This window comes from Telmatobacter bradus, assembly GCF_048629425.1.
GTDB classification, from domain to species: domain Bacteria; phylum Acidobacteriota; class Terriglobia; order Terriglobales; family Acidobacteriaceae; genus Telmatobacter; species Telmatobacter bradus.
In genome coordinates, this window is sequence record NZ_CP184532.1 from 790,712 (window position 1) to 815,851 (window position 25,140).

General features: G+C 59.4%; 26 protein-coding genes and 1 tRNA gene. 10 read left to right on the top strand and 17 right to left on the bottom strand.

The annotated features are described in order from the left end of the window. Positions 1-37: 37 nt before the first annotated feature. On the bottom strand, positions 38-556 hold the full coding sequence (locus tag ACOBR2_RS03320; RefSeq protein ID WP_420238649.1) for a hypothetical protein: 519 nt from the start codon (positions 554-556) through the stop codon (positions 38-40). 71 nt (positions 557-627) lie between these two features. After that, a complete protein-coding gene (locus ACOBR2_RS03325) occupies positions 628-1,236 on the bottom strand; it encodes a hypothetical protein (RefSeq protein ID WP_420238650.1) in 609 nt (202 codons plus the stop codon). A 240-nt stretch (positions 1,237-1,476) separates the two neighbouring features. Here ACOBR2_RS03325 and rpmI point away from each other — a divergent pair, with 240 nt between their 5' ends. From rpmI to ACOBR2_RS03350, 5 genes are all read left to right on the top strand, one after another. Beyond that, positions 1,477-1,674, top strand: a complete 198-nt coding sequence (gene rpmI, locus ACOBR2_RS03330) for a 50S ribosomal protein L35 (protein WP_420238651.1) — start codon at positions 1,477-1,479, stop codon at positions 1,672-1,674. Between the two features lie 213 nt (positions 1,675-1,887). Then, positions 1,888-2,247 (top strand): 50S ribosomal protein L20, encoded by a 360-nt coding sequence (gene rplT, locus ACOBR2_RS03335; protein ID WP_420238652.1) that lies wholly within the window; start codon positions 1,888-1,890, stop codon positions 2,245-2,247. A 401-nt stretch (positions 2,248-2,648) separates the two neighbouring features. Next, the gene (locus tag ACOBR2_RS03340; RefSeq protein WP_420238653.1) at positions 2,649-3,824 is read left to right on the top strand and encodes a carbohydrate porin; all 1,176 of its coding nucleotides are present in this window, start codon (positions 2,649-2,651) and stop codon (positions 3,822-3,824) included. A gap of 55 nt (positions 3,825-3,879) precedes the next feature. Next, a complete protein-coding gene (gene larA, locus ACOBR2_RS03345; protein ID WP_420238654.1) occupies positions 3,880-5,151 on the top strand; it encodes a nickel-dependent lactate racemase in 1,272 nt (423 codons plus the stop codon). Between the two features lie 179 nt (positions 5,152-5,330). Further along, a complete protein-coding gene (locus ACOBR2_RS03350) occupies positions 5,331-5,645 on the top strand; it encodes a hypothetical protein (RefSeq protein WP_420238655.1) in 315 nt (104 codons plus the stop codon). A gap of 197 nt (positions 5,646-5,842) precedes the next feature. On the opposite strand, the gene ACOBR2_RS03355 is transcribed toward ACOBR2_RS03350, so the two are convergent. The 4 genes from ACOBR2_RS03355 to ACOBR2_RS03370 all read right to left on the bottom strand — a co-directional run bounded on the left by ACOBR2_RS03355 (position 5,843) and on the right by ACOBR2_RS03370 (position 8,769). Further along, positions 5,843-6,343: a hypothetical protein gene (locus ACOBR2_RS03355; RefSeq protein WP_420238656.1), complete on the bottom strand. Its 501-nt coding sequence runs from the start codon at positions 6,341-6,343 to the stop codon at positions 5,843-5,845. A 15-nt stretch (positions 6,344-6,358) separates the two neighbouring features. Next, a complete protein-coding gene (locus tag ACOBR2_RS03360) occupies positions 6,359-7,054 on the bottom strand; it encodes a uracil-DNA glycosylase (RefSeq protein ID WP_420238657.1) in 696 nt (231 codons plus the stop codon). A 28-nt stretch (positions 7,055-7,082) separates the two neighbouring features. After that, positions 7,083-7,817, bottom strand: coding sequence for a 3-deoxy-manno-octulosonate cytidylyltransferase (gene kdsB / locus ACOBR2_RS03365; protein WP_420238658.1), 735 nt, complete (start codon positions 7,815-7,817; stop codon positions 7,083-7,085). A gap of 334 nt (positions 7,818-8,151) precedes the next feature. Beyond that, positions 8,152-8,769 (bottom strand): FMN-dependent NADH-azoreductase, encoded by a 618-nt coding sequence (locus tag ACOBR2_RS03370; protein ID WP_420238659.1) that lies wholly within the window; start codon positions 8,767-8,769, stop codon positions 8,152-8,154. A 247-nt stretch (positions 8,770-9,016) separates the two neighbouring features. Between ACOBR2_RS03370 and ACOBR2_RS03375 the strand changes: the two genes are divergently transcribed. Beyond that, a tRNA-Met gene (locus ACOBR2_RS03375) sits at positions 9,017-9,093 on the top strand. A 117-nt stretch (positions 9,094-9,210) separates the two neighbouring features. Next, positions 9,211-10,419 (top strand): S41 family peptidase, encoded by a 1,209-nt coding sequence (locus ACOBR2_RS03380; RefSeq protein WP_420238660.1) that lies wholly within the window; start codon positions 9,211-9,213, stop codon positions 10,417-10,419. 196 nt (positions 10,420-10,615) lie between these two features. Here ACOBR2_RS03380 and ACOBR2_RS03385 read toward each other — a convergent pair whose 3' ends face one another. The 7 genes from ACOBR2_RS03385 to mscL form a co-directional block, all read right to left on the bottom strand. Beyond that, on the bottom strand, positions 10,616-11,281 hold the full coding sequence (locus tag ACOBR2_RS03385; protein ID WP_420238661.1) for a heme exporter protein CcmB: 666 nt from the start codon (positions 11,279-11,281) through the stop codon (positions 10,616-10,618). Continuing rightward, entirely contained in the window at positions 11,278-11,829 is a 552-nt protein-coding gene (gene ybaK, locus ACOBR2_RS03390; RefSeq protein WP_420238662.1) for a Cys-tRNA(Pro) deacylase, read from the bottom strand. Before ybaK ends, ACOBR2_RS03385 begins: the two co-directional genes overlap by 4 nt. Then, complete coding sequence (gene ccmA / locus ACOBR2_RS03395; RefSeq protein ID WP_420238663.1) at positions 11,826-12,503, bottom strand: heme ABC exporter ATP-binding protein CcmA; 678 nt, start codon at positions 12,501-12,503, stop codon at positions 11,826-11,828. Before ccmA ends, ybaK begins: the two co-directional genes overlap by 4 nt. A 6-nt stretch (positions 12,504-12,509) precedes the next feature. Further along, positions 12,510-12,977: a cytochrome c maturation protein CcmE gene (locus tag ACOBR2_RS03400; protein WP_420238664.1), complete on the bottom strand. Its 468-nt coding sequence runs from the start codon at positions 12,975-12,977 to the stop codon at positions 12,510-12,512. 112 nt (positions 12,978-13,089) lie between these two features. After that, positions 13,090-13,221 (bottom strand): hypothetical protein, encoded by a 132-nt coding sequence (locus ACOBR2_RS03405; RefSeq protein WP_420238665.1) that lies wholly within the window; start codon positions 13,219-13,221, stop codon positions 13,090-13,092. 706 nt (positions 13,222-13,927) lie between these two features. After that, positions 13,928-16,081, bottom strand: coding sequence for a M28 family metallopeptidase (locus ACOBR2_RS03410; protein WP_420238666.1), 2,154 nt, complete (start codon positions 16,079-16,081; stop codon positions 13,928-13,930). 96 nt (positions 16,082-16,177) lie between these two features. Beyond that, entirely contained in the window at positions 16,178-16,582 is a 405-nt protein-coding gene (gene mscL, locus ACOBR2_RS03415; RefSeq protein ID WP_420238667.1) for a large conductance mechanosensitive channel protein MscL, read from the bottom strand. 441 nt (positions 16,583-17,023) lie between these two features. On the opposite strand from mscL, the gene ACOBR2_RS03420 reads away from it, so the two are divergent. The 3 genes from ACOBR2_RS03420 to ahcY all read left to right on the top strand — a co-directional run bounded on the left by ACOBR2_RS03420 (position 17,024) and on the right by ahcY (position 20,817). Beyond that, positions 17,024-17,407 (top strand): BlaI/MecI/CopY family transcriptional regulator, encoded by a 384-nt coding sequence (locus ACOBR2_RS03420; RefSeq protein ID WP_420238668.1) that lies wholly within the window; start codon positions 17,024-17,026, stop codon positions 17,405-17,407. Beyond that, complete coding sequence (locus ACOBR2_RS03425) at positions 17,404-19,104, top strand: TonB family protein (RefSeq protein WP_420238669.1); 1,701 nt, start codon at positions 17,404-17,406, stop codon at positions 19,102-19,104. The genes ACOBR2_RS03420 and ACOBR2_RS03425 overlap by 4 nt, the downstream gene beginning before the upstream one ends. Before the next feature lie 282 nt (positions 19,105-19,386). Further along, positions 19,387-20,817: an adenosylhomocysteinase gene (gene ahcY / locus ACOBR2_RS03430; protein ID WP_420238670.1), complete on the top strand. Its 1,431-nt coding sequence runs from the start codon at positions 19,387-19,389 to the stop codon at positions 20,815-20,817. A 131-nt stretch (positions 20,818-20,948) separates the two neighbouring features. Here ahcY and ACOBR2_RS03435 read toward each other — a convergent pair whose 3' ends face one another. The 4 genes from ACOBR2_RS03435 to hemB all read right to left on the bottom strand — a co-directional run bounded on the left by ACOBR2_RS03435 (position 20,949) and on the right by hemB (position 25,090). Continuing rightward, entirely contained in the window at positions 20,949-21,554 is a 606-nt protein-coding gene (locus tag ACOBR2_RS03435) for a hypothetical protein (RefSeq protein WP_420238671.1), read from the bottom strand. Positions 21,555-21,632: 78 nt separating this feature from the next. After that, positions 21,633-22,388 (bottom strand): DUF4397 domain-containing protein, encoded by a 756-nt coding sequence (locus ACOBR2_RS03440; RefSeq protein ID WP_420238672.1) that lies wholly within the window; start codon positions 22,386-22,388, stop codon positions 21,633-21,635. Positions 22,389-22,642: 254 nt separating this feature from the next. Then, positions 22,643-23,950 carry an NCS2 family permease gene (locus ACOBR2_RS03445; protein ID WP_420238673.1) on the bottom strand — a complete coding sequence of 436 codons (1,308 nt, stop codon included), beginning with the start codon at positions 23,948-23,950 and terminating at the stop codon, positions 22,643-22,645. 153 nt (positions 23,951-24,103) lie between these two features. Further along, positions 24,104-25,090: a porphobilinogen synthase gene (hemB, locus tag ACOBR2_RS03450; protein ID WP_420238674.1), complete on the bottom strand. Its 987-nt coding sequence runs from the start codon at positions 25,088-25,090 to the stop codon at positions 24,104-24,106. Between the last annotated feature and the right edge of the window lie 50 nt (positions 25,091-25,140).

The window sequence follows — 25,140 nt, forward strand, 5'->3', positions numbered from 1 at the left end:
AGGGGCCTGTAGATGTTTTTGTTCAGGAACTCAACGCTTACTGGCCAGTATGGAAGATGGAGAGCGGATAGTCTTCGATGGTTTCTTCGCCTTCCGCCGTCTTCATCGGATCGAGCGTAATGCTGGTCCGTCCAACGCCGTGGAAGTCGCCCTCGCCGATGAAGTAGTAGGTTTCGCCTTCCTTGGCGGTGAACTCTAGCTCAGCTTGGGGTGGCTTCTGCTTGTGGATGAACAGGTCGGGGTTCTGCCAGTTGATGCAGAGCTTGTGCGGGCCGGGATTGACGTAAATGAAGAAGTAGGAGCGGCCTTCCGCTGCGCCTACCCACTGGCCATCGAGTCCGATGCGCATGGTTGGCTTGATAAAGCCTTTAACGTCATCATCTTCAATGTAGAAAATGCGTACTTGGCCCTTGGCCGTGGGGGCCGGATGCAGACCCGGATCATGGCTTGTGGTGTACTGCGTGGCCACATCGCCGCAGCCGGAGGTCGGGGTCTGGGCCCAGAGCGGGGTGGAGAGCAGAAAAGCAGCCATCAGGCTGTAAATTACTGATTTCACGTTTGAGTCCTCGTTGGGATGCGGTGCGCTCCCGTGGTGTGCACCATTATGACGGGCTGGAGTAAGGACTGTCACCGTGGGCGGCCGGGCAGCACAAAATGCTCGGCGCAGCGGGGTTCGTAGGAGTCGCCGGGCACATGGATGGGGCTGTCGTAGGCTGCTGGCTGGCCGTCAATCAGCCGCTGCGAGTAGAGCGCCCTTGCGCCGCAGTTGCAGTAGGCCATGCACTCGGTGATGGAGCCGCCAAAGGCGTTCACCTGCCAGCTCAGGTTCAGCATTTCGCCAAAGGGTTGGGCGCGGAAGTCCAGATCAAGGCCGGCTACCAGCACGTCGTGCCCGGATTCGAGCAGATGCTTGGTGAACTGGAAGAGGTCGCGGACGAACTGGCCCTCGTCGATGGCAATGCACTCGATCTTTTTGCCGATCTCCTGCTCGCGCTGGAAGAGAACTTCGAGCACTTCCCAGGGCTGGTCGGCGTCGAACTCATGGGCCCTCATCTTGCCGTGGCCCAAGGGGTTACGGCTCTCCACCAAGCCGGGGCCAGCCTTGGTGTCGGTGCTCGGCTTGAGCAGCAGAACGTGCTGGCGGGCGTACTGGCGGCGCATCTCAGCGCGGCGCAGCAGCTCCGCCGTTTTGTTGCTGCGCATGGGGCCCATCATCAGTTCCAATTTGCCGGTCATGGTGCGTCTTCCAAATCTTGTTGATTGCATTTCTTCAACGAGATTTCATGATAAACCGGGCAGGAAGGGCGTTGATTGTGGATCGCGGAGCGCAAAAAACCGCTGCGGAGCCTCTGCCCCTCGTTCTTGAACCAGCTTTGCGCTATACTGATCAAAGCCCTGAACGGGCAGGGAAACCCCTGTCTGCATGGGGTCAATCTCAGGACCATAGCCCTGCTTCGGTCCAAAACGAGAAGAAAAATGCCTAAGTTGAAGACTCATACGGGTGCGAAAAAGCGCTTCAGCAAGACTGGCACCGGCAAGATCAAGCGCCGCCAGACGAAGACGCGCCACATCCTGACGTCGAAGTCCTCCAAGACCAAGCGGAAACTCGGTAAGACTCTGATGGTTTCGGATGGCGATTACGCCAAGGTAGCACGCATGATTCCTTATGCTTGATCGCTGCGCCGCCCTCTAAGAGGCGGTGCTTCCGGGTTGTGCGAATGCGTTGCACAGCCCCCGGCAGTACGGCGGAGACTCAAAAGGCCTCCCAACCCCTGCCGAGAGATCAGGTTTGTAACTAGCGAGTGAAGAGGCCTAAAGCGCCGCCCCCGGGGCGAGACGCCTCCTGCCTCCAGCCGCGAAACACAAACGCAAAAACGGAGAAACAAGATGCCTCGCGTAAAACGCAGCACCAAGCGGAATGACCGCCGCAAGAAGATTCTTGAGCGCGCAAGTGGTTATTTCCTCACGAAATCAAAGCTCTATCAGGCAGCTCAGGAAGCCGTTGAACGCGGCCTGAAGTTTGCCTACAGCGGCCGTAAGCAGAAGAAGCGCCAGTTCCGTTCGCTCTGGATTGTGCGTATTTCGGCTGCCTGCAAGCTGAACAACACCAGCTACTCGCAGTTCATCAACGGCCTCAAGAAGGCCGGCATTGAGCTGGACCGCAAGGTCCTGGCCGACATCGCCGTCAAGGACGCCGTCGGTTTCACCGATCTGGTGAACAAGGCCAAGGCCGCCCTGGCTGTCTAAGCAGGTCAGATAAATCCATGCAAAAGCCCCGGAGCAATCCGGGGCTTTGCTGTTGGATTCAGGAATCCCTTCTCATATTTTCATCTCATGCTGTGTATCGTTACCTTTGTGCTTTTTTGCACGGCCATCGCGCGCCAATCCTCTTGGCTGTGCATTTCTTCCTGTGCTCTACTGGATCCAGACGCGTACTGAAGTTTTCCGCAATCTGCGGAAGCTGGAAGTAACGGTCGATTGCAGGAGACGCACGTGGCTTCGAAGCATTTTCGTAGTTTGTCTGGTTTGTCCGGCTGTATCCTTTCCGTTCTGATGCTGGTTTTGGCTGGCCATGCGCTTGTTGCGCAGGATTCAGCCGTAGACGCACAGCACTGCGCAGCAATTATCTGCTTGGCGATTGGGACGGTGTGCGGACCCGTCTGGTTGAACGTGGCATTGAACCTTCCGCATTCCTGATCACCGATCCGTATGCCAACGTGCATGGCGGCCAGCAGACCGGAGCAAGCGACTATAGTCTTGCGGGTGTTGACTTCCACTTCAAGACGGAAAAGTTGATCGGGTTGCGTGGCGGAGACTTTTTTGTGGGCGGCGCGGTGAACTTTGGCAATAGCCTTACCGACGCCTACGTGGGCAACAGCAACCCCATTCAGCTTGCCGACGTTGCCGGAACCCAGCCCAGATTGACCTATCTTGGTTACGAACAGCGTCTTGATGGTGACAAACTCAACCTTCGCGTGGGCCGATTGACGGTAAACTCGCTGGAGAGCGAAGAGTTCATGGGGTCGGAATACTTCAAGATCTTTGCTTCGGTGGGGTTCAATCTGATTCCACAATCGTTGTTCTTCAACGCGAATGGCGCGGCCGGCTACCCGCATACGACCTGGGGTGCGCGTGTGCGCTACCACTTTGATCATGGCGTTTATGCCGCTGCCGGTGCCTACAATGGCGACCCCCGGCAGCGGCAGGGTTACCAGCACGGCATCGACATGAGCGTGCGTGGCCCGTTGTTCACCATTGGCGAAGTGGGCTGGAGCCAGCGCGGCAACACGACCAACGTCAAGCTGGGCGGCTACTACAATGGCGGCACCTATACCAAACTGGCTGGTACAACGGAGCAGAATGCCACGGGGCTTTACGGCCTCTACACCGTGGTAGACCATCAGCTGCTTTCCTTTGGCAATGCGCAGGGTGTTCATCGCCACCTTGGCGTGGTGGGCACGTTTACTGCCGAGCCTCAGCAGCGCGTTAACACCGTTCCCTGGTTCTTTGACGGCGGTTTTGCCGCGTATGGTCCCTTTGCCGCGCGTCCCCATGACATTGCCTCGGTCGGCGTTGTTTACGGCAACTTCAAGAATGCTCCTGCCTCGCTTTCCAGCACGACTGAGAAGATTCTGCAGAGAGACAACGACGAGGTTGTGGAGGCCAGTTACACCTTTGCTCTGCACCCCGGCCTGAGCTTTCAGCCTGATCTGCAATACATGATTCATCCGCGTGGCAGTGAGAGCATTGCCAGCACTCTGCCGACGGGAAGCCACGTACCCAACGCACTGGCTCTCGGCGCCAACATCGTTCTCAACTTCTAATGGAAGGGCGTTAGGCCATCTAGCGCCTCTACCGTTTGTACCCTAGGAGAATGCAATGAAATTCGAACTTCCCTATCACACCCGCAAGATGGAGATCGAAATCGAAGACCGGTATGTTGCCGGTGTGTTGGTATCCAAGGTGGAAGAGTATAAGTCCGAGGCAACGCCGCAGCAGTTGGTTGCCGCCTCTCTGGACAATCCCACCGGATCGCCGCGCCTGGAAGAGCTGGCCCGGGGCAAGAAGAATATTGTCATCATCAGCTCGGATCACACGCGCCCGGTGCCTTCGGCGGTAATCATGCCGCAGCTTCTGGAGCGCATTCGCAGAACGGCTCCCGATGCCAAGGTCACAATTCTGGTGGCTGCCGGAACCCATCGCGCCTCGACGCACGAAGAGCTAGTGGCCAAGTACGGTGAGAAGATTGCCAGCGATGAGCACATTGTCATGCACTACTCGCTTAACGATAGCGAGATGGTGAAGATTGGCACGCTGCCTTCGGGCGGCGAGTGCATCATCAATCGCGTTGCCTATGATGCCGACCTGCTGGTGGCCGAAGGATTCATTGAGCCGCATCTGTTCGCCGGTTACTCGGGTGGACGCAAGTCCGTGCTGCCGGGCATTTCATCTTTCAAGACCATCATGGCCAATCACTGCGGCGAGTTTGTGGCTTCCCCCTTTGCACGGCCCGGCATCCTCGAAAAAAATCCGATTCACACCGACATGCTGTACGCCGCACGCACCGCCAAGCTGAAGTTCATCGTCAATGTCGTGCTCAATGGCGACCGGACGATCATCGCTTCTTTTGCCGGCGACACAGATGCTGCTCATCTGCAGGGATGCGCATTCCTCGACAAGCTGGCACGCGCTCCCAAGGTCATGTCCGATATTACTGTCACCACCAATGGCGGCTATCCGATGGATCAGAACATCTATCAAGGTGTGAAGGGAATGGTCTCTGCTGAAGCCACAACCAACGATGGCGGCGCCATCATCATGGTGGCAGGGCTCAGCGATGGAGCCGGTGGCGAAGGCTTCTTCAAGAATCTTTCCCAGGTCAAGACGGCGCAGGAACATCTGGACAAGATTGCGCATACGCCGCGTCTGGAGACGGTCCCCGACCAGTGGGAGTCGCAGGTGCTGGCGCGCATTCTCAGCAAGCATCCTGTCATCATTGTCTCTGACATGATCGACCCCAAGGTTGTGAAAGACATGCATATGGAATACGCGGGCAGCTTTGCCGAAGCGCTGCAGCGGGCACGCGCGCTGAAGGGCAAGGAGAGCAAGATCACCGTAATTCCCAATGGCCTGGCCGTGGTTGTGAGTTAGAGCGGTTCTCCAATTTCTGTATTCCCAAGCTCTTGCTGCGGAGTTATCTCTTCCTCTGAAAAAATAACTCCGCAACAGAGGCTTGAGTTATACCTGTTGGGGAATTGCGTAGATTTTCTGCAGAAAAATGAGAGGAGAGAGGCGTGGATCGTAGAAATTTTTTGGCAGGAGCATCCCTTTTGATCGGTGCAACGTGGCTGGCACGTACAGCAACTGCATCCGAGGCGCAGCCTGCACTGGCGCGCGGGAAGCGTTTTGAGGCAGGATCCCTGGCTCCGTACTCGGCTACTTATCTGGTGACGCATGACGCGATTGATGGCGCACCGCATGCCTGCAGCCACACGGTGACGATGCGTACAGGAATGCACTTTCCCGTATGCCGTGGTTGTCAGGATCGCGTTCACTACACGCTTCTGAACGCGCAGGCTGAGAATTCCCAGCCGATCATGTCCAACGAAAACTTTCACACAAGTGTTTTCCCGGCGATGGCCTAGAACTATAACCTAGAGCAAATCCAGAGTTACCGTGGGGCGCGAAGAAGGTGCCAGGTGCAGTTTTCTTGAGGAAAACTGCACGGGAAAGCATCGACTCGCACTACACCAACTCTGAATTTTCTTTAGCTGGTAACCTAGCCGACGCGTGCAGGACGACCCCACTGTCCTGTACGCGTTTTTTTGCTTTTTTCCGCGCTCTATTCTGGCGGAGGTTCTTCCAGACGCATGGCAAAGCAACTGAGCGATTGCTCGCCGGTGAGCAGCATCTGAAAGGGCGTGCCCGCAGGAATGTGCGCAACGTCGCCTGGGCGCAGTTGCTGTTCTTCTCCGCCTTCGATGCTGTCCCCCAGCATTTTTTCCTCATCCGCCTCACGCAGATTTCTGACCATTCCTCCGCTGACGAGCGTGGCCGCGCCTGTGAGCACCACGAACAGATGCGTATGATGCGGATGTAACTCTGCGTCGCCGGAGCGGGCGCGAAAGAGCAGATGGGCCGCATGGCCGGGCGACTCGCGCACGGTTTCCTGCTCGGTCCCGTTGCCAAAGCGGGCCATCTCTTTCAGATAGGCAATGCGCTCCATCAGCACGGCCCGCGACCAGTGGCGGGCGAGTGTTTTCGGTTTTGCGCGCGGCTCAATCTTCTCCAGTTCCGCATCTTGTAACAGCACCCGGTCGAGCGCCCGTTGCAGCAGATCCATGTGCCTGACTCCTCTCTAGTCGAGTTCGGCCAGCAGGCGCGCGCGGCGGAATACCGCCAGAAACATGGCGCGGGTAAGCTTGCCGGTATTGGTATTTTGCAGCGAGGGATGATAGCTGGCGATTACCTGCAGACCGCCGGGCAATGTGTATTCGGCGGCGTGGCCAAAGGTGTAGGCGGAGCGGCGCTTGAGCCGGCCCATGCGCTGCTCCCAGCTGAGCAGGCCATCAAAGGCGATCTTGCCCAGGCAGACGACCACCCGCAATGCGCTCAGCAGGCGCAGTTCCTCGTCGAGCCAGGGAGCGCAGTGGTTCAGCTCTTCGGTGGTTGGCTTGTTGCCGGGTGGTGCGCAGCGGCCCACCGAGCTGATCCACAGATCGTGCAAGCGAAGGCCGTCTTCGCGGCTGGTGGCTACAGGCTGCGAGGCAAAGCCAGCTTCATAGAGCGTGGGAAAAAGAAACTCGCCCGATCCATCGCCGGTAAAGGGCCTGCCGGTGCGGTTGGAGCCGTGTGCGCCGGGGGCAAGGCCGAGCGCCAGCACCCGGGCCCGAGGATCGCCGAAGGAAGGCACAGGCTTGCCCCAGTATTCCCGGTCAGCATAGGCCTTGCGTTTGACCCGCGCCACCTCAGCGCAATAGGAACGCAGCCGCTCACAGCGTGTGCAGTCCACGATCTGCCGGTTCAGCGCATCGAGCGTGGCAATCTCACTCATGCTCCGATTTTACGGCGCAAAAGAAGGTTTACGCGCGGTTGGCGAAGAAGGCTTCGGCGCGGGCCAGATCTTCTTCGGTGTCTACGCCGATGGTGTCGTGTGGGGCTTCGGCCACGTAGAGCGCCATGCCGTTTTCCAGCAGGCGAAGCTGCTCCAGGCGCTCCAGTTTTTCAAGCGGCGAGGGTGTAAGCGCGGCAAAGCGGTCGAGCGCGGCCTTGCGATAGGCGTAGATGCCCAGATGCTTGCGGTAGCCTGTAAAGCCGGTCTGGTCGCGGTCGTAGGGGATTGTGGAGCGGCTGAAGTAGAGGGCGCGGCCATCGATTGCGGTTACCACTTTGACGGCGTTGGGATTCTGGAACTCGATGGCCGGGCAGCGGACGCTGAGTGTGGCCACGTCCACCTCGGGCCGGTCAAAGAGTGCCAGCAGACGAGTGAAAAAATCGGCGGTTAGCGTTGGTTCGTCGCCTTGGATGTTCACGTAAATATCGGCCTCGATCTGGCGGGCCACTTCGCGCACGCGGTCGGAGCCGGATGGGCAGTCGGGTGAGGTCATCACCACCGGCAGTGAGCGCTCGCGGCAGACGGCGGCCACTTCTTCCGAATCGGTTGCAATCACCACCGGGTCCATCAGGCCGCAGGCGCTGGCGGCGCGCCACACCCACTCGACCATGGGGCGGCCGGCGAGAGTGCGCAGAACTTTGCGGGGAAGACGCGTGGAGCCAAGACGGGCCGGAATGACACCGGCAATTTTCAACGAGCTCATGCTGAAAAGTTTAAGCGGTTCTCCGAGGGCTGTACACCAAAGCCGAAGTGGCCAAGGGGGTACCTATTGGAGAACAGCACTGGTCCAGCGGCACAGAAAAGGGCGACTGCGCCCGCCATGGTGGGATCAGGGGTAGGGGAAGCCACAGCGGACGCAAGCTTGGTGTGCTCCGGGTTTCTAGAGCGGTTCTCCAATAGGTGTAGCCCTTTGTAGATCGTGCAAGGTGGCTTTTTCTTGAGGAAAAAGCCACTCAGTTGCAGAGGCTTCGGTGTACAGCAATTGGAGAACTGCTCTATGGATAAAACCCGGAGCGGCGGGAAAAGTAGCTGAAAACTTAGGCGAGCAACTCGGCAATCTTCTTTTCAGCGGCGGCCAGGCCCTCGGTGGGAGCATCGCCTGAGCGGTTCTGGTTGTCGACCGTCACCACCGTTATGTTCGAGATGCCGAAGAAGGCGAAGAGGGTGCGCAGGTAGGGGATCACCTGATCGTAGCTGGCCCAAGGCGTGCCCTCGGTGTAGGCGCCACCGCGCGAGCTGACGATCACGACCTTCTTGCCGGCGGGAAGAAGCGTCTCAACGCCGCCGCCTGCCACGTAGTTGAAGGTGCGGCCGGGACGGCTGATCAGGTCAACCCAGGCCTTGAACGAGGCCGGGAAGCCAAGATTCCACATGGGCACGGAGACGACGATGGTGTCGGCGGCCAAAAGCTCACCAATCAGCTTTTCGCTCAGGGCCAGAATCTGCTTCTGCTCGTCGCTGGCCGGTTCGATGCCGGCGAACAGCGTACCGAGGGCGGCCTCGTCTACGTAGGGCAGCTTTTCGTTGGTGGTGTTGTGGTGGTAGACGACGGCTGCGGAATCCTTCTTCTTCAGGCCGTCTACATACTGGGTGGCCAGACGGTTAGAGGTGGAATCGCTGCGGGGACTGATGGCGAGATGAAGAATCGTGGACATGTTTTCGACCTCGGAGAGAACTTGTGGAAGGGAATTGATTGTTCAAACAACCTTCCTGATCTTTGGACGGTCCTACTCCGCAAAAGGTTCCAAAAACTTTTGCCAAACCTGTAGTCCGGGTTTTGCACGGATCGCACTCGCTCCGGGTTTGACCGGAAACCGGCCTGCCCGTATGATTAGTTATGGAACGTGTGAGCGGAGACCTTCTGCTCCGTTCTGCCTTTTTCGTCCACTTCCGGACGTCCGTGGCGGGGTAGCTCAGATGGTTAGAGCGACGGATTCATAACCCGTAGGTCGGCAGTTCGATCCTGCCTCCCGCCACCAAATTCAGCCCAAAACTTCGGTTTTTGCTGTGCTTTTCTTCTTCCTCGCACCCCTTGCGCTATGATTGCGTCTATAGATCAGGGTTTCTCTGTCAGAAAACCCGTCCCGGTGGTGTGCGTGTCCCGACTTTTTCAGCGTTTTGTGTTTGTCGTCTCGGTGGTCATCTTTGCCGCGCTTGGCTTGGGCTTTGGCCTGGGTGAGCTGGGCTTTTTCGGCGTGCATGCCGGCAGCGATCAGGATGGCGCTTATAAGCAGGTGGGTGTCTATGCCGACGTCCTCAAAAAGATTCAGACCGATTACGTGACCGAGCCGAACATGGGCGATGTGACGACCGGCGCAATGCACGGCCTGCTGGAGTCGCTCGACGCCGATTCGAGCTATCTGACGCCGACTGAGTACAAGATCTACACCGAGCGTTCTGCTGCTACGGGCGTGCAGGTGGGCCTGACGGTGGCCAAGCGCTATGGCTATGCTCTGGTGGTGAATGTGCGGCCCGGTTCGCCTGCCGACAAGGAACAGATCAAGAACGGCGACGTGATCGAGGCCATCGATGGCCAGTCGAGCCACGATCTGGCTCCGGCGGTCATTCGCCTGATGTTGGCCGGAAAGCCCGGCTCGACGGTGACGCTGGCCGTGGTGCGCCAGTCGCAGTCCAAGGCGGACCCCGACAAGATTACGCTGACCCGTGCGGAGACGCCGGCTCCGGCGCTGGCCGTGCAGAACTACGAAAATCAGACGATTCTCTCGCTCAAGCCGGGTGTGCTGACGGCCGAGCGGGTGGACGAGATTGCGGCCAAGATCAAGGCCGCGCCCAAGGGAACCAAGATCCTGCTGGATCTGCGGGATACGACGGGCGAAGACCTGCAGCTGGGCCTGCGCCTGGCCAACCTCTTCCTAAAGCAGGGAACCATGGCCACGCTCAGCGGCCAGCAGTTTCCGCAGCAGAGTTTTGTGGCCGATCCGGCCAAGTGCCTGACCGATGCGCCGCTGGTGGTGCTGGTCAACCGTGGCACCTATGGCGCACCGGAGCTGACCGCCGCGGCCCTGCTGGACCTGAAGCGTGCCAACGTGGTCGGGGAACATACCTTCGGCGAAGGCTCGGTGCAGAAGACCTTCAACCTGAATGGCGGAGCTGCCCTGTTGCTGACCGTGGCCAAGTATCAGACGGCCGGCGGCAAGAAGATTCAGGACGACGCCGTAACCCCCGACATTACGGTGGGCAATCAGAACGAAGAGGACGAAGACGCGACGTCCAAGCCCGCGCCCAGCAAGACCGACGTCTTCCTGGATAAGGCACTGGAGCTGCTGAAGAGCAAGAATAGCTAAAAGCGGCTTTCAGCTTTCAGCTATTCTTGCTAACTCAAGTTGTGTTGGATTTTTTGCCGGACCGGTGCCATCTTCAGGATGGCACCGGTTTTGTATTTCTACCGGAAGACAGCTTCCAGCTTTTAGCTCCCAGCTTTCCGCTAAGAACTGGGAGTTGTTTATCGACAGCCTGAAATATCTAGCAGCTGTTAGCCCGCTACTCCGCGTGGAAGACGACGTCGAAGAGCAGCAGGCTGACGGTAGTGAAGATGATGTCGTAGCCGAGCAGCAGCTTGATCCAGAGTGTGGGGTCGCTTTCGCCGGTCAGGATCGACGTGGTGGCCTGTACCATGGCCAGCAACGCCGGCATGAAGATGGGGAACAGGATCAGCGGCAGCAGCAGCTCACGGTTGCGGCTGCGGATGGAGAGCGCGGCAAAAAAGGTTCCGTTGGCCACCAGAGCCCACGTGCCCAGAGGCAGGACCAGCAGCAACTGCCAGCCGTTGCCCAGAATCTGCAGATTGTAAAAGACCAGAAAGACCGGGGCTAGCAGCGCCTGCACGATGGAGACAAACAGAAAGTTAGCCAGCACTTTGGCCAGGAAGAGCTCCGCCCCGGCGGTAGGAGCCATGCGCTGCGCGTCCAGCACGGAGTGGCGGATCTCGCGGGCCCAGGCCTGATTGAGTGCGCTCACCGAGGCAAACAACGTGGCCACGCAGAGCACGCCGCCAGCAATCTCGCGGGAGAAGCTGCCGCGCGGATCGAAGGCCAGCGAAAACAGCACCACCACCAGCAGCGCGAAGAAGAGCATGGAGTTGATGGCCTCGCGGGAGCGCCACTCAATGCGCAGATCCTTGACGAGGTGGGTCCAGAGTGCGCTCATTTGTGTTTCCCCTTGCTCTTGCCCGACGTGCCGGCATGCTGGAATTTCTGCCAGTCGGATTCTTCTTCCGCAGCTTCCACGCTCTTGCTCAGATCTAGGGTCTGTGCCTCAGCAGCCTTCAGATAGTCGTCCGGCGCAAGAATGAGCTGAGCGCCGCGCAAAGCGGCTGAGACGCTGATTTTGTCCCAGAGAACGATGGTTTCGTCGACGAAGACCGGGTAGGGCTTTTTTGCGCCAAAGACGGTACAGCCGCCGCGAATGTAGCCGGTCAGATTCTGCAGCTCTTTAAGCGGAGCCATTTCTGTCTTGCGCAGTCCGGCAGCCTTGGCCAACTTCTTGAAGTCCAGCTCGGCGTCGCCGGGAATCACGGCAAAAACGTATTCGCCCGCTCCGTCGGTGGTGAGCAGCGTTTTAAAGACCTGCCCGGGCGGCATACCGACCTTGCCCGCCACCGCCAAAGCCGAAAGATCGTCGGGGTCTACCTCGTACTCCATCAGCTCGTACGCGAGGCCAAGAGAATCCAGAAAACGTGCCGCGTTGGTCTTCATCGTGCCAAAGTCCCTGCCTCAAAATTTGCCACGCGGCCAGCGTGCAGGGTCAGCATGTGGTCGGCGATGGGCTCGCTCAGGTCGCGCTGATGCGTGGTGAGCACAATGGTCCGGTTGGCCTGACGGAAGCCTGCCAGCAGTGCCACCATCTGGCGCGCGCTCTCCACGTCCATGTTGGAAAAAGGCTCGTCGAGCAACAGCAGCTCCGGCTGCGAAAGCAGCACGCGGGCAAGCGAGGTGCGCTGGCGCATGCCCTGCGAATACTGGCCCAGCGTGCGGGTGAGCGTAGGATCAAGCCCCACCTGCCGCAGCGCCTCGGCCGGTTCCAGGCAGGGCCGGTCCGGATAGAGCTCGGCAAAGTAGCGCAGGTTCTCCACGCCGGTCAGCTCGTCGTAGAGCATAGGCGCGTGGCTCATGTAACCAATGCGCTCACGGGCCAGCTGTGGGCTTTGGCCGCCAAAAACGGTGAGCTGGCCGTGGCTGGGCCGGATCAGACCGGCCAGAATGCGCAGCAGGGTTGATTTGCCCGCACCGTTCTCGCCCAGCAACACGTAGCAGCGGCCAGGCAGAAACTCCACCGAAACCTGACGCAGCGCCGCAAAGCTGCCAAAGAGCTTAGAAACGCTTTCACAACGGGCGGTGGGTACTAGATCGTGCGTGGCTGAATCGGACATTTGGCTTTAGCGGGCGGCTCCCGGCGTAGTGGCCGAGGCCTGCTGGCCATTCTGCGTGGCAGCGTACTTGCTGGCGCACTTGGCCTGCAGCACTGTGGCGTGCAAAACGCCGTCTCTGCCGAGGGTGCCCTCGGCCAAAGCCTGGGCATCGTCCTTAAATGTGTCCGGAGGAGGTTCCGAGCCCTTGTATTCGACTCTGAGCGTGCGGCCCTGCGCGGCTTGCGGCGCGTGGCTTTCAAATTCATTCATCACGAAGGTGACGTGGGGGCCGGAGTGCTCAATGCTGCCGGGAACCACAAAGCCGTCCACTCGCAAATTGCTGTGGTAGGCCTTGTTGCCCATCTTCACCAGTTCGGGGACGGTGACGTAATAGCTCTTTCCGGAACTGTAGCCGGAGTAGGCCAGCCAGGCAATGGTGCCCAGAATCACCACCACTGCGGCGCCGATGCGAAGGTTGTTGGCGGGGATCTTCATACTTAAGCATTGAGGATACGGGGCCGGGCCGCTCAGGTCAACGGGCAAACAACCAGTGCCGCTCCAAATAGGGCTGCGGGGCAGATTTCCAGTGCGTTCCGGGAAGGTTAAATTACTGGTTTACAGATTTTCCATGCTCTGGCTGTACATCACTGTCCTGCGCATCGGAGCGCTGCAGAGTGGCGACCACTGCCGGCACAATCAACATGGCCACAAAGGCAAGGCCAATCAAAAGATCCATCATACAAATGCTGCCTCCCATGCGCAGCGTCTGATCCTGAGCTGGAATTGCCTTCCGGCTCCAACCTAAACAAAGATTAATCTTCTTGAACTGGACGGGAATATCGCCTGACCGGGGCAGAAGAACACAACTTTTGCGTCATGCAAAGTTCCGGGCAGCCGCACCAGAGAGATTGCAGTTTGAAGAATCAACCAAGTTTTTGATACTGGCTTGCGTACAGAGGAGGCGTTTGGAAGGGGTCAGCCGGCGGTCGGTCCATACCGGCTGAACAGATAGAAAATCAGGGGTAAAGCATTTTCGGAATTACTGTAGACCGAAAGCTGGATGCTAAGTGCCTTTTTCCTCAAGAAAAAGGCACCTTGCAAGCCCCCCAAAAAGTCTATGTGTATTCCAAAAAGGCTCTAAAGATTCACTCCGGGAAGAGAATCAAAGCTGCTGATCTTCCTGGTCGGTCTTGCGACAGTGTGCAATTATGGCAGGGACAAGGATCATCAGTACAAATGCAAGACCCAGGAAAAAATCCTTCATCAAAAAACTCCCAATCTGCGAAAACGCAATTCCCACAATGTCCTGCACAGATCACTCAAAAAGAAATCCCCGCAAAACGTCCATGGGAATAAAGTCCAACCGGATTCCGGGAAGAAAATCAGGGGCTTGTGGGAACGCACTGCCCGTATTCTTCAGCCAGAAACAAGTGGTTGCAGTCTGTTCATCGGACTGCATTCAGGGTTTGGGCGGCGCGTTCCAGAGCCTGGCTGAGCGCCGTCAGTTGGGTTGCGGCCGTCGCTTTGTCCTCTGCGTCGATGGCCTCATTGACTCCGGGAAGAATCACGGCAGCATAGCCGGTCGTCCCTCCGGGAGCGAAAATCAGATGCTTGTACCAGGGACGCCCCGGCAGTCCGGCAGGACTCAGCAGATCGCTCTCCGCCTGCCGCAAAGCCTGATTCAGCTGGTGCTGGCGGGCCAGGCCCGTGGGTGGGCGCAGCGTAAGTGATTCCGTGCTGCGTGCCGCAGCCTGAAAATGGCTGCAAGCTGAGAGCGCCGGGGCAAAGTCCAAAGATTTCAGGCCGACTTCCCCGGCCCGGGTGCGGGCGTTTTCCAGAGCCTCGGCAATTTCGCTGGCGTAAGCCGCATCGTCGTAGGGCAGCACCTCAGCGCCGTCCATGCGCAAGACGGCCAGACCAAAGACGCGAGCCATCTGCTGCAGATAGGCAAAGTGCGGATCGGCGTTGCGTACGTACCAGTCGTAACTGTCGAAAGCCGAATGATAGACGCCGTAGGAGCCCTCCGAGCTGAGGTCGGCCGATGGCACACCTGCACGCTCAAAGAAGGGTGTAAAGTCCGAGCCGGAACCTAGGCCAGCGATGCGCACTTCCTCTTCTGGCTGAGCATCGCGGTGGCGTTCGTCTTTGTGGGCTAATCCGGCCTGCTGGCTGCGCCACTGCTGGAAGACGCTGCCGCCCTGCGGACTGGGCACGCTGCGAGTGACGCCGCGCAGGAATTCCTTGAGCGAAGGCGTAGCGGCGGCAGAAAAATCCGGCCCCGCCACGGCCACATCCATGTTGAAGTAGGCCACGGTGTTGCGCAGAATCTGGGGATGCTGCTCCACCCACTCGGTCGAGCCGATCAGACCCTCTTCTTCCGCGTCCCAACTGCAGATCAGCAGCGACCGCCGTGGCCGCCATCCCTGACGCAGCAAAGTGCCCAAGCCGTGCACGGTTTCCAGCATGGCCGCCGTGCCACTCGATGGATCCACCGCGCCGTAAACCCAGGCGTCGCGATGATTACCGGCCACAATCCACTCGTCGGGCTGGGCCGTGCCGCGCACCCGGCCGATCACATCCCAGATGATGCGCCGCTGATAGTTCTGGCGCGAAAGCAGATGGACGCGCACCCCGCCCGTCAGCCGGTAGCGCAGATCAAGCCCACCCTGCCACTCCCGCGGAGCCATCGCGCCCTTCAGTGAGGCCAGAATCGGTTGGGCGTCGTGGGCGCTGATGGGCAGCGCGGGAATGGCTGGCTGCACACCCTTGGGGCCGGTAAAGTGGCGCAAGCGGGCCGAATCAGGCAGCGAAGGTGTAGAGGCCACACCCGGCGTCTCCGGATCGCCCGGAGAACGGAAGATGTACTGCACCGAACCGCGCTGCACGCCCGTCGAGGGACGCCATGGCCCCTTCGGCCAGACCTCGCCACGGTTTGCGCCATCGTCGGCCGGATCGCTGTAGATGAGCACGGCCGCCGCGCCCCGCTGCTCGGCCAGAAAAACCTTCACACCGCGAAAGTTCATGCCGTAGCGGCAGAGCACAATCTTGCCGTGCAGGTCGATGTGCTCGGCCTCCAACTGGCGAAAGTCTTCGGGGCGTCCGTAGTTGGCGTAGACCACCTCACCGAGCACGTCGCCCGAGGCTGAAGCTCCGCTGAAGGGCATCACCACGCGGGGATCGTCCTGCCCGTGGTCGCCTTCCACATGCTCACGGGTGGGGCCAGTCATCAACAGCCGACCGCTGGCGTCCCAGGCCTCCAGCCGCTCGGCAATGGGCTGATTCAGCAGAACGCGGTAGGGCACAATCTCGGTGTCGAGCCCGGCCGTCCGAAATTTGCGCGCTACGTACTCGGCCGTGCGCCGGTCTTCGGGCGTGGCGGCCATGTGCGGCGCTGCGGTGAGCGTCTTCAGGTGTTCGCCGGCAAGTTTGGCATCGGGTACAGACAGAAATTTCTCTTCGAGCCGCGACTCAGCCGCGAAGTCGACGTAGCCAAAGCTGGCGGCAGGCGGCACGCTGGGCGCAGAAGGGGATTGCGGATTCGGATGCGCGACGGCCAGCGTCAAGGGCAACAGCAGCACAATTGCAGCGCGGGCAAACATCGGCAGTCCTCCGGGGAAGTTATGGGAAAGAAGCGATCTGAAAAGTGTCTCTTTCTAGGACAATTTTCAGGTCTAGGAGGAGAATCCGGCAGTGATCTAGACCACAGGCTGGGCGCAATGAGCGCAGCGCCGGGCGGCCAGCGGAATCTCGCTCAGGCACTCGGGACAGCTCTTCATGGTTGGATCCTTGGAGACGTCAGGCTTTTTCAACCGCGCCAGAAGCGTATTCAGCGGCAACACAATGCCGAAGTAAACCACACTGGCCACAATCAAAAACGAGATGGCCGCGTTCATAAAATTGCCAACATAGATTGGCGTGCCATTGATTTTGACGACCACGCCACTGAAGTCCGGCTTGCCGACCACGGCTGCAATCAGCTGCGTCAGAACATCCTTGACCAGCGAGTTGACGATGGCGTTGAAGGCCGCGCCAATGATCACGGCTACGGCCAGATCGACCACGTTGCCACGCAGAATAAAGTCGCGAAATCCTTTGAGCATGACTCCCCCCGCAGCCAGACGGACTGCATGACCATGGTACTAGAACAGAGAACAGAGAACAGAGAACAGAGAACAGAGAACAGAGAACAAGCGACAAGCGTGCAGGAGGCGGAGATAAGAGCGCAAGGAAATATGCAAAGAAGCGGATAAGAAAACAAGAGGCCAAGATTGCAACGTTCCTGCAAAAGTCCAGCACCGTAGGCGCAGCGCAGCTTAGCCCCACGTTTCAACGTGAGGAAAGCAGCACCACAAAACTCATGGAGTCCCGTTAGGGACGGCGCAAAACCCTAACCCAAAATCCAGGCGACACCACGCGAAGCGATCAGCCCCACCGCAGGTGGCGCGCGAAGCAGTTGGCCGCACCGCAGGTGTCTCCTAAAAATTTAGTTGACAAGGGCCCGGATCGGGGGTAATCTCCTAACAAATTAGGAGGAAGAGGCCATGGCCGTAGCCAAACAGAATGCCTTGACCAAGCTGGAACTGCAGATCATGCAGGTGATCTGGCGGCAGGGGGGCAGCAACGTGAGCAGCGTGCAAGCGGGGCTTGAGCAGCCGCTGGCCTATACCACCGTGCAGACCATGCTGAACATCCTGGTGCGCAAGGGCCAGCTGAAGCGCAAGCTGTGCGGCCGGGCCTTCGAGTACAGCGCCGTCGTCAGTGAGGAGCGGGCCAGCAGCCACGCCCTGCGCGACCTGGTGGACCGCATGTTTGGCGGCTCACCGGAAGAGCTGGTGATGAGCCTGGTCAAGAGCCGTCAGCTGGACGCGAAGAAGATTGCCGAGCTGAGCCGACGGCTGGAAGACGAAGATGGCGGTGGACAATGAACGCCTTGGCAGCCTGGGCTGCGGCATGCTTTTTGAATGCCTTGTGGCAGACGGCGCTGGTCTTCTGCGCGGCATTTTTGGCAGCGCGTCTGGTGCGTCCGGCGGGTGCGCAGGCAGAGCATCGTGTGTGGGTAGCCGCGCTGTTGCTGGAAGTTGCGCTGCCCTTTTGCCGGTTGCACCCCCAACTCTGGTGGCAGCGGTTGCTGACCTTGTTCGCCACCGCAAACACGGGCGGAGTAACGGTGCGCATGGAAGCGGCCACAGTCGCGGAAGCCTCGCACTCCTGGCTGCCGGGCTGGATGCAGCTAACGCTGGCGGCTTTGCTGCTGCTGGCACTGCTGGGTGCGGCTCTGCGCCTGGGCTTAAGTCTGAGCCGGACGCGCGCGCTGCTGCGGCGGGCTGAGCCGGTTGTGCCCACGGAGGAGCTGGAACAACTGCTTGCCTCCAGTGCGGCAGCGCTCGGGGTAGATCGGACGCAGGTGCGCGTGGCCCGGCTTGCAAATCTGTCTGACCAGACCAACTTGCCCAATCTGCATGGCCCGGCCACGCTGGGCGTGCGACGCCACACGCTGTTGCTGCCCGCCGACCTGCTGGAGAGCCGCAGCCAGGACGAGCAGGAGGAACTGGCTACCGCGCTGGCCCACGAGATGGTCCACATCCGGCGCAGGGACTTTGCCTGGAATCTGCTGTATGAGGTGCTTTCGCTGCCCATTGCCTGGCATCCGCTGCTGGCGCTCACCCGTGGGCAGCTAAACGAGTCGCGGGAGCTGGCGGTGGACGCGGAAGCCGCCACTCTGCTGGCTGGAAACCGAAGCTATGCGCGTTCGCTGGTGCGGCTGGCCGCACGGATGGCGGCGCATCCTGCCCCCCGGCCGATTCAGGCCATGGGCATTTATGACAGCAATATTTTCGAGAGGAGAATCATGAACCTGATGCGGAAGACGGAAGAAGTTTCCTGGGGCAGGCGTTCGGGGGCGATGGCCGGATGCGTGGTGTTGGCGCTGGCAACAAGTTATACGGCCATGGCGCTGCAAACGAATGTGAACCCTCCGGAGGAGACGAAGAGCGGCCCGGAAATCTCGAAGTTCGGTGTGGCCTCACTGGGTGCGGCGGAGGCGGCCAGGAATCTTGTCTCGAAGTTCGCGCCGGTCTATCCGGCCGAGGCTAAGAAGGCAGGCATTCAAGGAACAGTAACGCTGCATGCGGTGATCGACAAGGATGGGCACGTAAAGGATCTGCAGGCGGTAAGCGGGCCAGCGGAACTGCAGCAGCCTGCGCTCGACGCGGTGCGGCAGTGGGTCTACAGACCGTATCTGCTCGATGGCAAACCGGTCGAGGTGCAGACGCGGATCAACGTGATCTATTCGCTGGGCGGGAAGGCGGCAGAAAAGAGCGAACCGCAGGCCAACAGCGAAAAACCGACCGGCGATGCTCTGCTGACGCCACCCAAGTTGATCAAGTCGGTTGAGGCAATTTTTCCACCCGAGGCCAAAGCGACGCATCAGGAAGGAGTCGTGGAGGTGAAAGTGAAGATTGACGCCACGGGGCATCCTACGGTGCTGGGCGTCGAAGGCCCGGCGCTCTTTTGGAATGCAGCTAAAACGGCGGTAGAGCAATACCGCTTCCAGCCAGCGACAAAGGACGGCCAGCCGGTGGAAACAACGCTGAATATCGAAGTGAACTTCAGGTTCTACTAAATCCAGCCACAAACAAACCTTCGGGTGGAGGAATGAATTGGCCTTCTTCCAGCCCGGAAGCGAACCGCGGCAGCGCATTCCCAAAGTGTGCTGCCGCGGTTGCTGTTTGCACGCCAAAGCAGGAAGCCCGCAAAGACCGGATGTTATTCTTACGCTGGTAGAAAATGATCCCGTATGAACCCGTGGTTTGGGGCGGTTCTCCAATTGCTGTACACCGAAACGGATGTGGCAAGGGTAATCTATTGGAGAACCGCTCGAGCGGCGGGCAGGAGGCGAATCGCAATGGCAACGGACGTCGTGGAAGCAACCGGACTGGCCTACAAAGTGGCCGATATCAGCCTGGCCGAATGGGGCCGCAAGGAACTCGACATTGCTGAGCAGGAAATGCCCGGCCTGATGTCGATCCGCAAGAAGTATGCCGCCGAAAAGCCCTTGGCTGGCGTGCGCATCACTGGCTCCTTGCACATGACGATTCAGACCGCCGTGCTGATTGAGACGCTGGTGAGCCTGGGCGCTGAAGTGCGTTGGGCCAGCTGCAACATCTTCTCCACCCAGGACCACGCCGCGGCGGCCATTGCCGTCACCGGCGTACCGGTCTTTGCCTGGAAGGGCGAGTCGCTGGAAGATTACTGGTGGTGTACCTATCAGGCGCTTGCGCACAAGGGCGGCAAGGGCCCGCAGCTAATCGTGGACGATGGCGGCGACGCCACCTTGCTCATCCACAAGGGCTATGAGCTGGAGAACGGCAACAACTGGGTGAACACGCCTAGCGAGAGCCACGAAGAAGAGATCATCAAGGGTCTGCTCAAGAAGGTTCACGCCGAAGATGCGCAGCACTGGCACAATGTGGTGAAGGAATGGCGTGGCGTCAGCGAAGAAACCACCACTGGCGTGCATCGTCTGTACAAGATGATGGAGCAGGGGTCGCTACTGGTTCCGGCCATCAACGTGAATGACTCGGTAACCAAGAGCAAGTTCGATAATCTGTACGGCTGCCGCGAATCGCTGGCCGACGGCATCAAGCGCGCCACCGACGTGATGGTGGCTGGCAAGGTTGCGGTGATCTGCGGCTATGGCGATGTGGGCAAGGGCTGCGCGCACTCGCTGCGTGGCATGGGCGCGCGTTGCGTGGTCACGGAAGTCGATCCGATCAACGCTCTGCAGGCCGCCATGGAAGGCTATGAAGTGACGACGATCGAAGACACGCTCGGCCGTGGTGACATCTACGTCACCACCACTGGCAACGTAGACATCATCACCCTTGAGCACATGAAGGGCATGAAGGATCAGGCCATCGTCTGCAACATTGGCCACTTCGACAACGAGATCCAGATGGACCGCCTGAACAGCGAAGCCGGCGTGGAAAAGCTGAACATCAAGCCGCAGGTGGACAAGTACATCTTCCCCGACGGCCATCAGATCTTTGTGCTGGCCGAAGGCCGTCTGGTCAACCTCGGCTGCGCCACTGGCCATCCCAGCTTTGTGATGAGCAACAGCTTTGCCAATCAGACGCTGGCCCAGATCGATCTGTGGAAGAACAAGGACGTCTACAAGGTGGGCGTGTACGTTCTGCCCAAGAAGCTGGATGAGGAAGTGGCCCGTCTTCACCTCGAAAAGATCGGCGTCAAGCTCACCAAGCTCTCGCAGAAGCAGGCTGACTACATCGGCGTGCCGGTCGAGGGCCCTTACAAGGCCGACCACTACCGCTACTAAAACAACAGAAGTGCAAAAAGCAAAGGCCCCGGTTCAGACCGGGGCTTTTTCTTTTTATCGTTCTTTCCAGGAGCCGTTTATATACTCTTCAGCGCATAAAGTGTCTGTGAAGGAGGACTGGAGTTTTTGCTCTAGCGGCCCACATTCCTGACGGACCGTGGGGACCTTCTGCGGTGCATCAAACGATGGAAGAAGACCCAGATGGAGTTATGAATCAGCTCGGTCTGCAAGGCCTTGAGCTCCTTGTAGGAGCGCTCCACGTAGCCATCGAACTCGGGTGGCCAGCCGATGGTGGAGCGGCGCTCGTTGTAGTCGCCCTCGGCCCATTTGCTGAGCACCGCCTTGTAGCCCACCACGTGCGTTACAAAGTCCAGCAGGCAGCGCGGCATCTCTTCCTCAATGATCAGGTGCGCCTTCTCGATGATGATCTTTTCACGAATGTCATTCAGCGGCATGAAGATGGTGGTCGTCCACAGCACCCACTCCTTCAGCTCGCTGTCCAGCACCGGAAAACTCTTTGTCTTGCCCTGCTTTTCCAGCAGCGAGCGATAGGCAATGTTACCCGCCTGACTGGCCACATAAAGCGGTCCGTAGAACTCATTCAGGCGGGCATTCACCAGCTTGAGCCGGTCGGCGCGGCGGGCCATCATCAGCGTGCTTAAAAACGTGACCAGATAGCCGAAAAAGGCTAGAACGATGGTCAGTACTGCGGCGTTCTGCAGGGAGTTTGGCAACATCGATGAAAAACTGGAGAAGTCCATAGAGAACCTTGTCGGAAGTATACGTACCCGTAAAACGTGGTGGAAATTTCTGCCCTAATCCACGTCGTCGGCGGTGTAAGCTGCAATCGCCGGAGTCGTTGTCAGCTGGGTATTGACCAGCAGAACGGTGCGCACCTCGCCTCCGGTCAAAGACAGGGAGCTGGAGGTGTATTTGGCGGTCGTTGCTCCGGTCGCTGTCACCACCATGGTTACGGTCTGCGATGCGAAGCTGGTGTAATCGGTCACAGCGCCAGCCGCAATGTCGCTCACCAACGGCTTACTCTCGGAGATCGTCGAGCTGGAGGGAATCATGTACACATCCACGGCTCCCGTGCTGGAGGCCATGTTGATAAAGCGGAAGGCCGAGTGACCGCTGGCGGCCGCCGTCTGCTGGTCTTCAAGAATGGTGACGATGTAGCCGGTGGAAGAAGAACCGTTGTCGCTGAGCAGCACGGAATGATGCTTGCCGGCCAGGATGGTTCCGGTGGTTGAGAGCAGTGCCGTAGTGGAATCGGAGGCTTCGGTCACCTTGATCATGGCGGCGGAACTGGCCGTCAACGTACCGTAGTTGGAGATGCTGCCCTGGCCAACGTTGGCCGCCAGCGTCACGCCTTCCACAATCACGTTCACTGCCGGAGCGTTATAGCTGGCATCAATGACCCGCACCAGGCTCGGTTCGGTGTAGCTGGCCACGTTCTCGCAGGCCGAAAGCAGGCACGCCAGAGCCAGCGCGGCCACGGAAGCCACCGCCAGATGCACGCCTCCGCGCAGATGCAGTTTCTGTTTCCAATCCGAAATCAACGCCGCCAACCTCGCCGGGGACAGAGTGCATTTTCGGAAGGAATGTAGACCGAAGGCATGCTCTCAAGCACCTTTTTCCTCAAGAAAAAGCTACCCTGAAAAGCACTCAAAAAGTCCATGTGTATTCCGAAAAGGCTCTAGACCTTGCAACCATAGTACAGGCAAGGAATGCAGCCGGATCAGACTTTTTCGGCTCGCAGGCGTGGGGGGCATTCGTTCCGTTACGCCCTCCTAAGCTTAGTTTTTTCTGATTATTTGGACAGCTAACTTGCACCCAGATAGAGAAACCGCGCCAGAAAGAGCAGGGCCAGCACGTAGAGCAGCCAGTCCTTGCGGTTGGCCTTTCCGGTAGCCACATGCAGCACCGCCCAGGCAATAATGCCAAAGCCCAGACCGTTGGCAATCGAGCTGGTGAACGGGATTAGCACCATAGTCAGGAACGAGGGCACGGCCACCAGTGGTTCTCGCCAGCGGATTTCGCCAATGCCGCCAAGCATCATCGATCCCACCAGAATCAACGCCGGAGCCGTGGCCGCAGCGGGAATCATGGTGGCAAAAGGAGCAGCGGCAATCGAGCAGAAGAAGAGCAGGCCGGTGACGATGGCCGTAACGCCAGTGCGTCCGCCGGCAGCCACGCCCGCCGTTGACTCCACGTAGCTGGTCACGGTCGAAGTGCCGGTAAGCGAGCCGAAAATGGTTGCCGTGGCGTCGGCAAACAGGATGCGATTCAGGCGCGGAATCTCGTGATCGCCCTCCATCAGCCCGGCGCGCTTGGTGACAGCCACCAACGTTCCCAGGTTGTCGAAGAGGTCCACAAAGAAGAAGACGAAGACGATTTCCAGCAGTCCCGTATGCAGCGCCGCCGGAATGTCCAGATGCAACGCCGTCTGGCTGAGCGCGTGAAAGCCGCCCTCGGTAGCTGCCGGATGCACCAACCCCAACGGCCAGGCCAGCAGCGTAACCACCGCCATGCCCACCAGAATCGAGGCGCGCTTTTTGCGGATTTCCAGCGTCACCATCACGCCCAGGCCCAGAAGCGCCAGCGCCGTGGTGGGGTTGCGGATGCTTCCCATGCCCACCAGCGTCTGCGCGTCGCCTACCACCAGACCGGCGTTATGAAAGCCGATCAGCGCAATGAACAATCCAATGCCAGCAGCCACTGCGGCGTACAGCTCATGGGGCAGCGCACGCAGAATCATCTGCCGGATGCCGCAAGCCGTCAGCAGCAGGAAGAGCACACCCGACAGAAAGACCGCGCCCAGCGCCGTCTGCCACGGCACATGCATGCGCAGGCAGACCGCATAGGCAAAGTAGGCGTTCAAGCCCATGCCAGGAGCCAGCGCAATCGGATAGCGGGCCACAACGCCCATCAGCACCGAAGCAAAGGCCGCTGAAAGACAGGTTGCCGCCGTCACCGCAGACAAAGGCATGCCGGTCACCGACAGGATAGCCGGGTTCACCAGTACGATGTAGGCCATGGTCAGGAAGGTGGTAACACCGGCCAGAATCTCGGTGCGCCAGCTCGTCTGATAGCGGGCAAATTCGAAGTAGCTTTCGATGCGTTGCAGCATGGGGGTCCAGAGAACAGCTGTCAGCTAACAGTCGTCAGCTATCAGCTTTCAGCTCGTTTTTGCGGGAATGGAAAGCCTTGATTGAGCAAACGTCCCATCCCCGGCACGATGATCTGAAAGCTGACAGCTAAGAGCTGAAAGCTAGAAGCTGTCTTACAACAGCTTCGCGGCGGCTTTGGCAAAGTAGGTGACGATGAAGTCAGCTCCGGCGCGGCGCATGCCCAGCAGGGATTCGAGGGTAGCGCGGTCGCGATCCAGCCAGCCGCGTTCAAAGGCGGCCTGCAGCATCGAGTACTCGCCTGAAACCTGATACGCACCCAGCGGAACCTCGAAGTTATCGCGGGCAGCGCGCACCACATCCAGATACGGCATGGCGGGCTTCATCAGGATCATGTCCGCGCCTTCCTCCAGGTCGAGGTCGATCTCGCGCAGGGCCTCACGCAGATTTGCGCCGTCCATCTGGTAGCTGCGGCGGTCGCCAAACTGCGGAGCCGAGTCAGCCGCTTCACGGAAGGGTCCGTAGAAGGCCGAAGCGAACTTGCTCGCGTAGCTGAGGATGGGCGTCATGCTGAAATCTTCTTCGTCGAGCGCATCGCGGATGGCGGCCACGCGGCCATCCATCATGTCGCTGGGCGCAACAATGTCGGCTCCGGCGCGGGCGTGGCTGACGGCGGTTTTGGCCAGCAGGTCCAGGGAGGGATCGTTGTCGATCTCCCAACCGTCGCGGCCTTCGGCAATCAGGCCGCAATGGCCGTTGGCCGTGTACTCGCAGAGGCAAACATCGCTGACCAGCACCAGCTTCTTGGCGGAAGAAGACTGCTTGAGCGCGCGCAGACCACGCTGCACAATGCCATCGTCGGCGTAAGCGCCGGTAGCCAGCTCGTCCTTGCTCTCCGGCAAGCCAAAGAGCAGCAGACCGCCCACGCCCAGCGCGGCAACCTCTTCAGCTTCGCGCACGGCTTCGTCTACAGAAAGTTGAAAGACGCCGGGCATGGAGCCGATTTCTTTGCGGATGCCTTCGCCCGGACAAAGGAACAAGGGGTAGATCAGGTCGCCGGGGTCCAGCGTGGTTTCACGCACTAAGGCGCGCAGCGATTCATTGCGCCGCAGACGACGCATGCGGTTTACTGGGAAGCTCATGGGGAGATTCTATCGCTGTGAGCTGGGAGCAGAACAGGGGAAAACAGCTG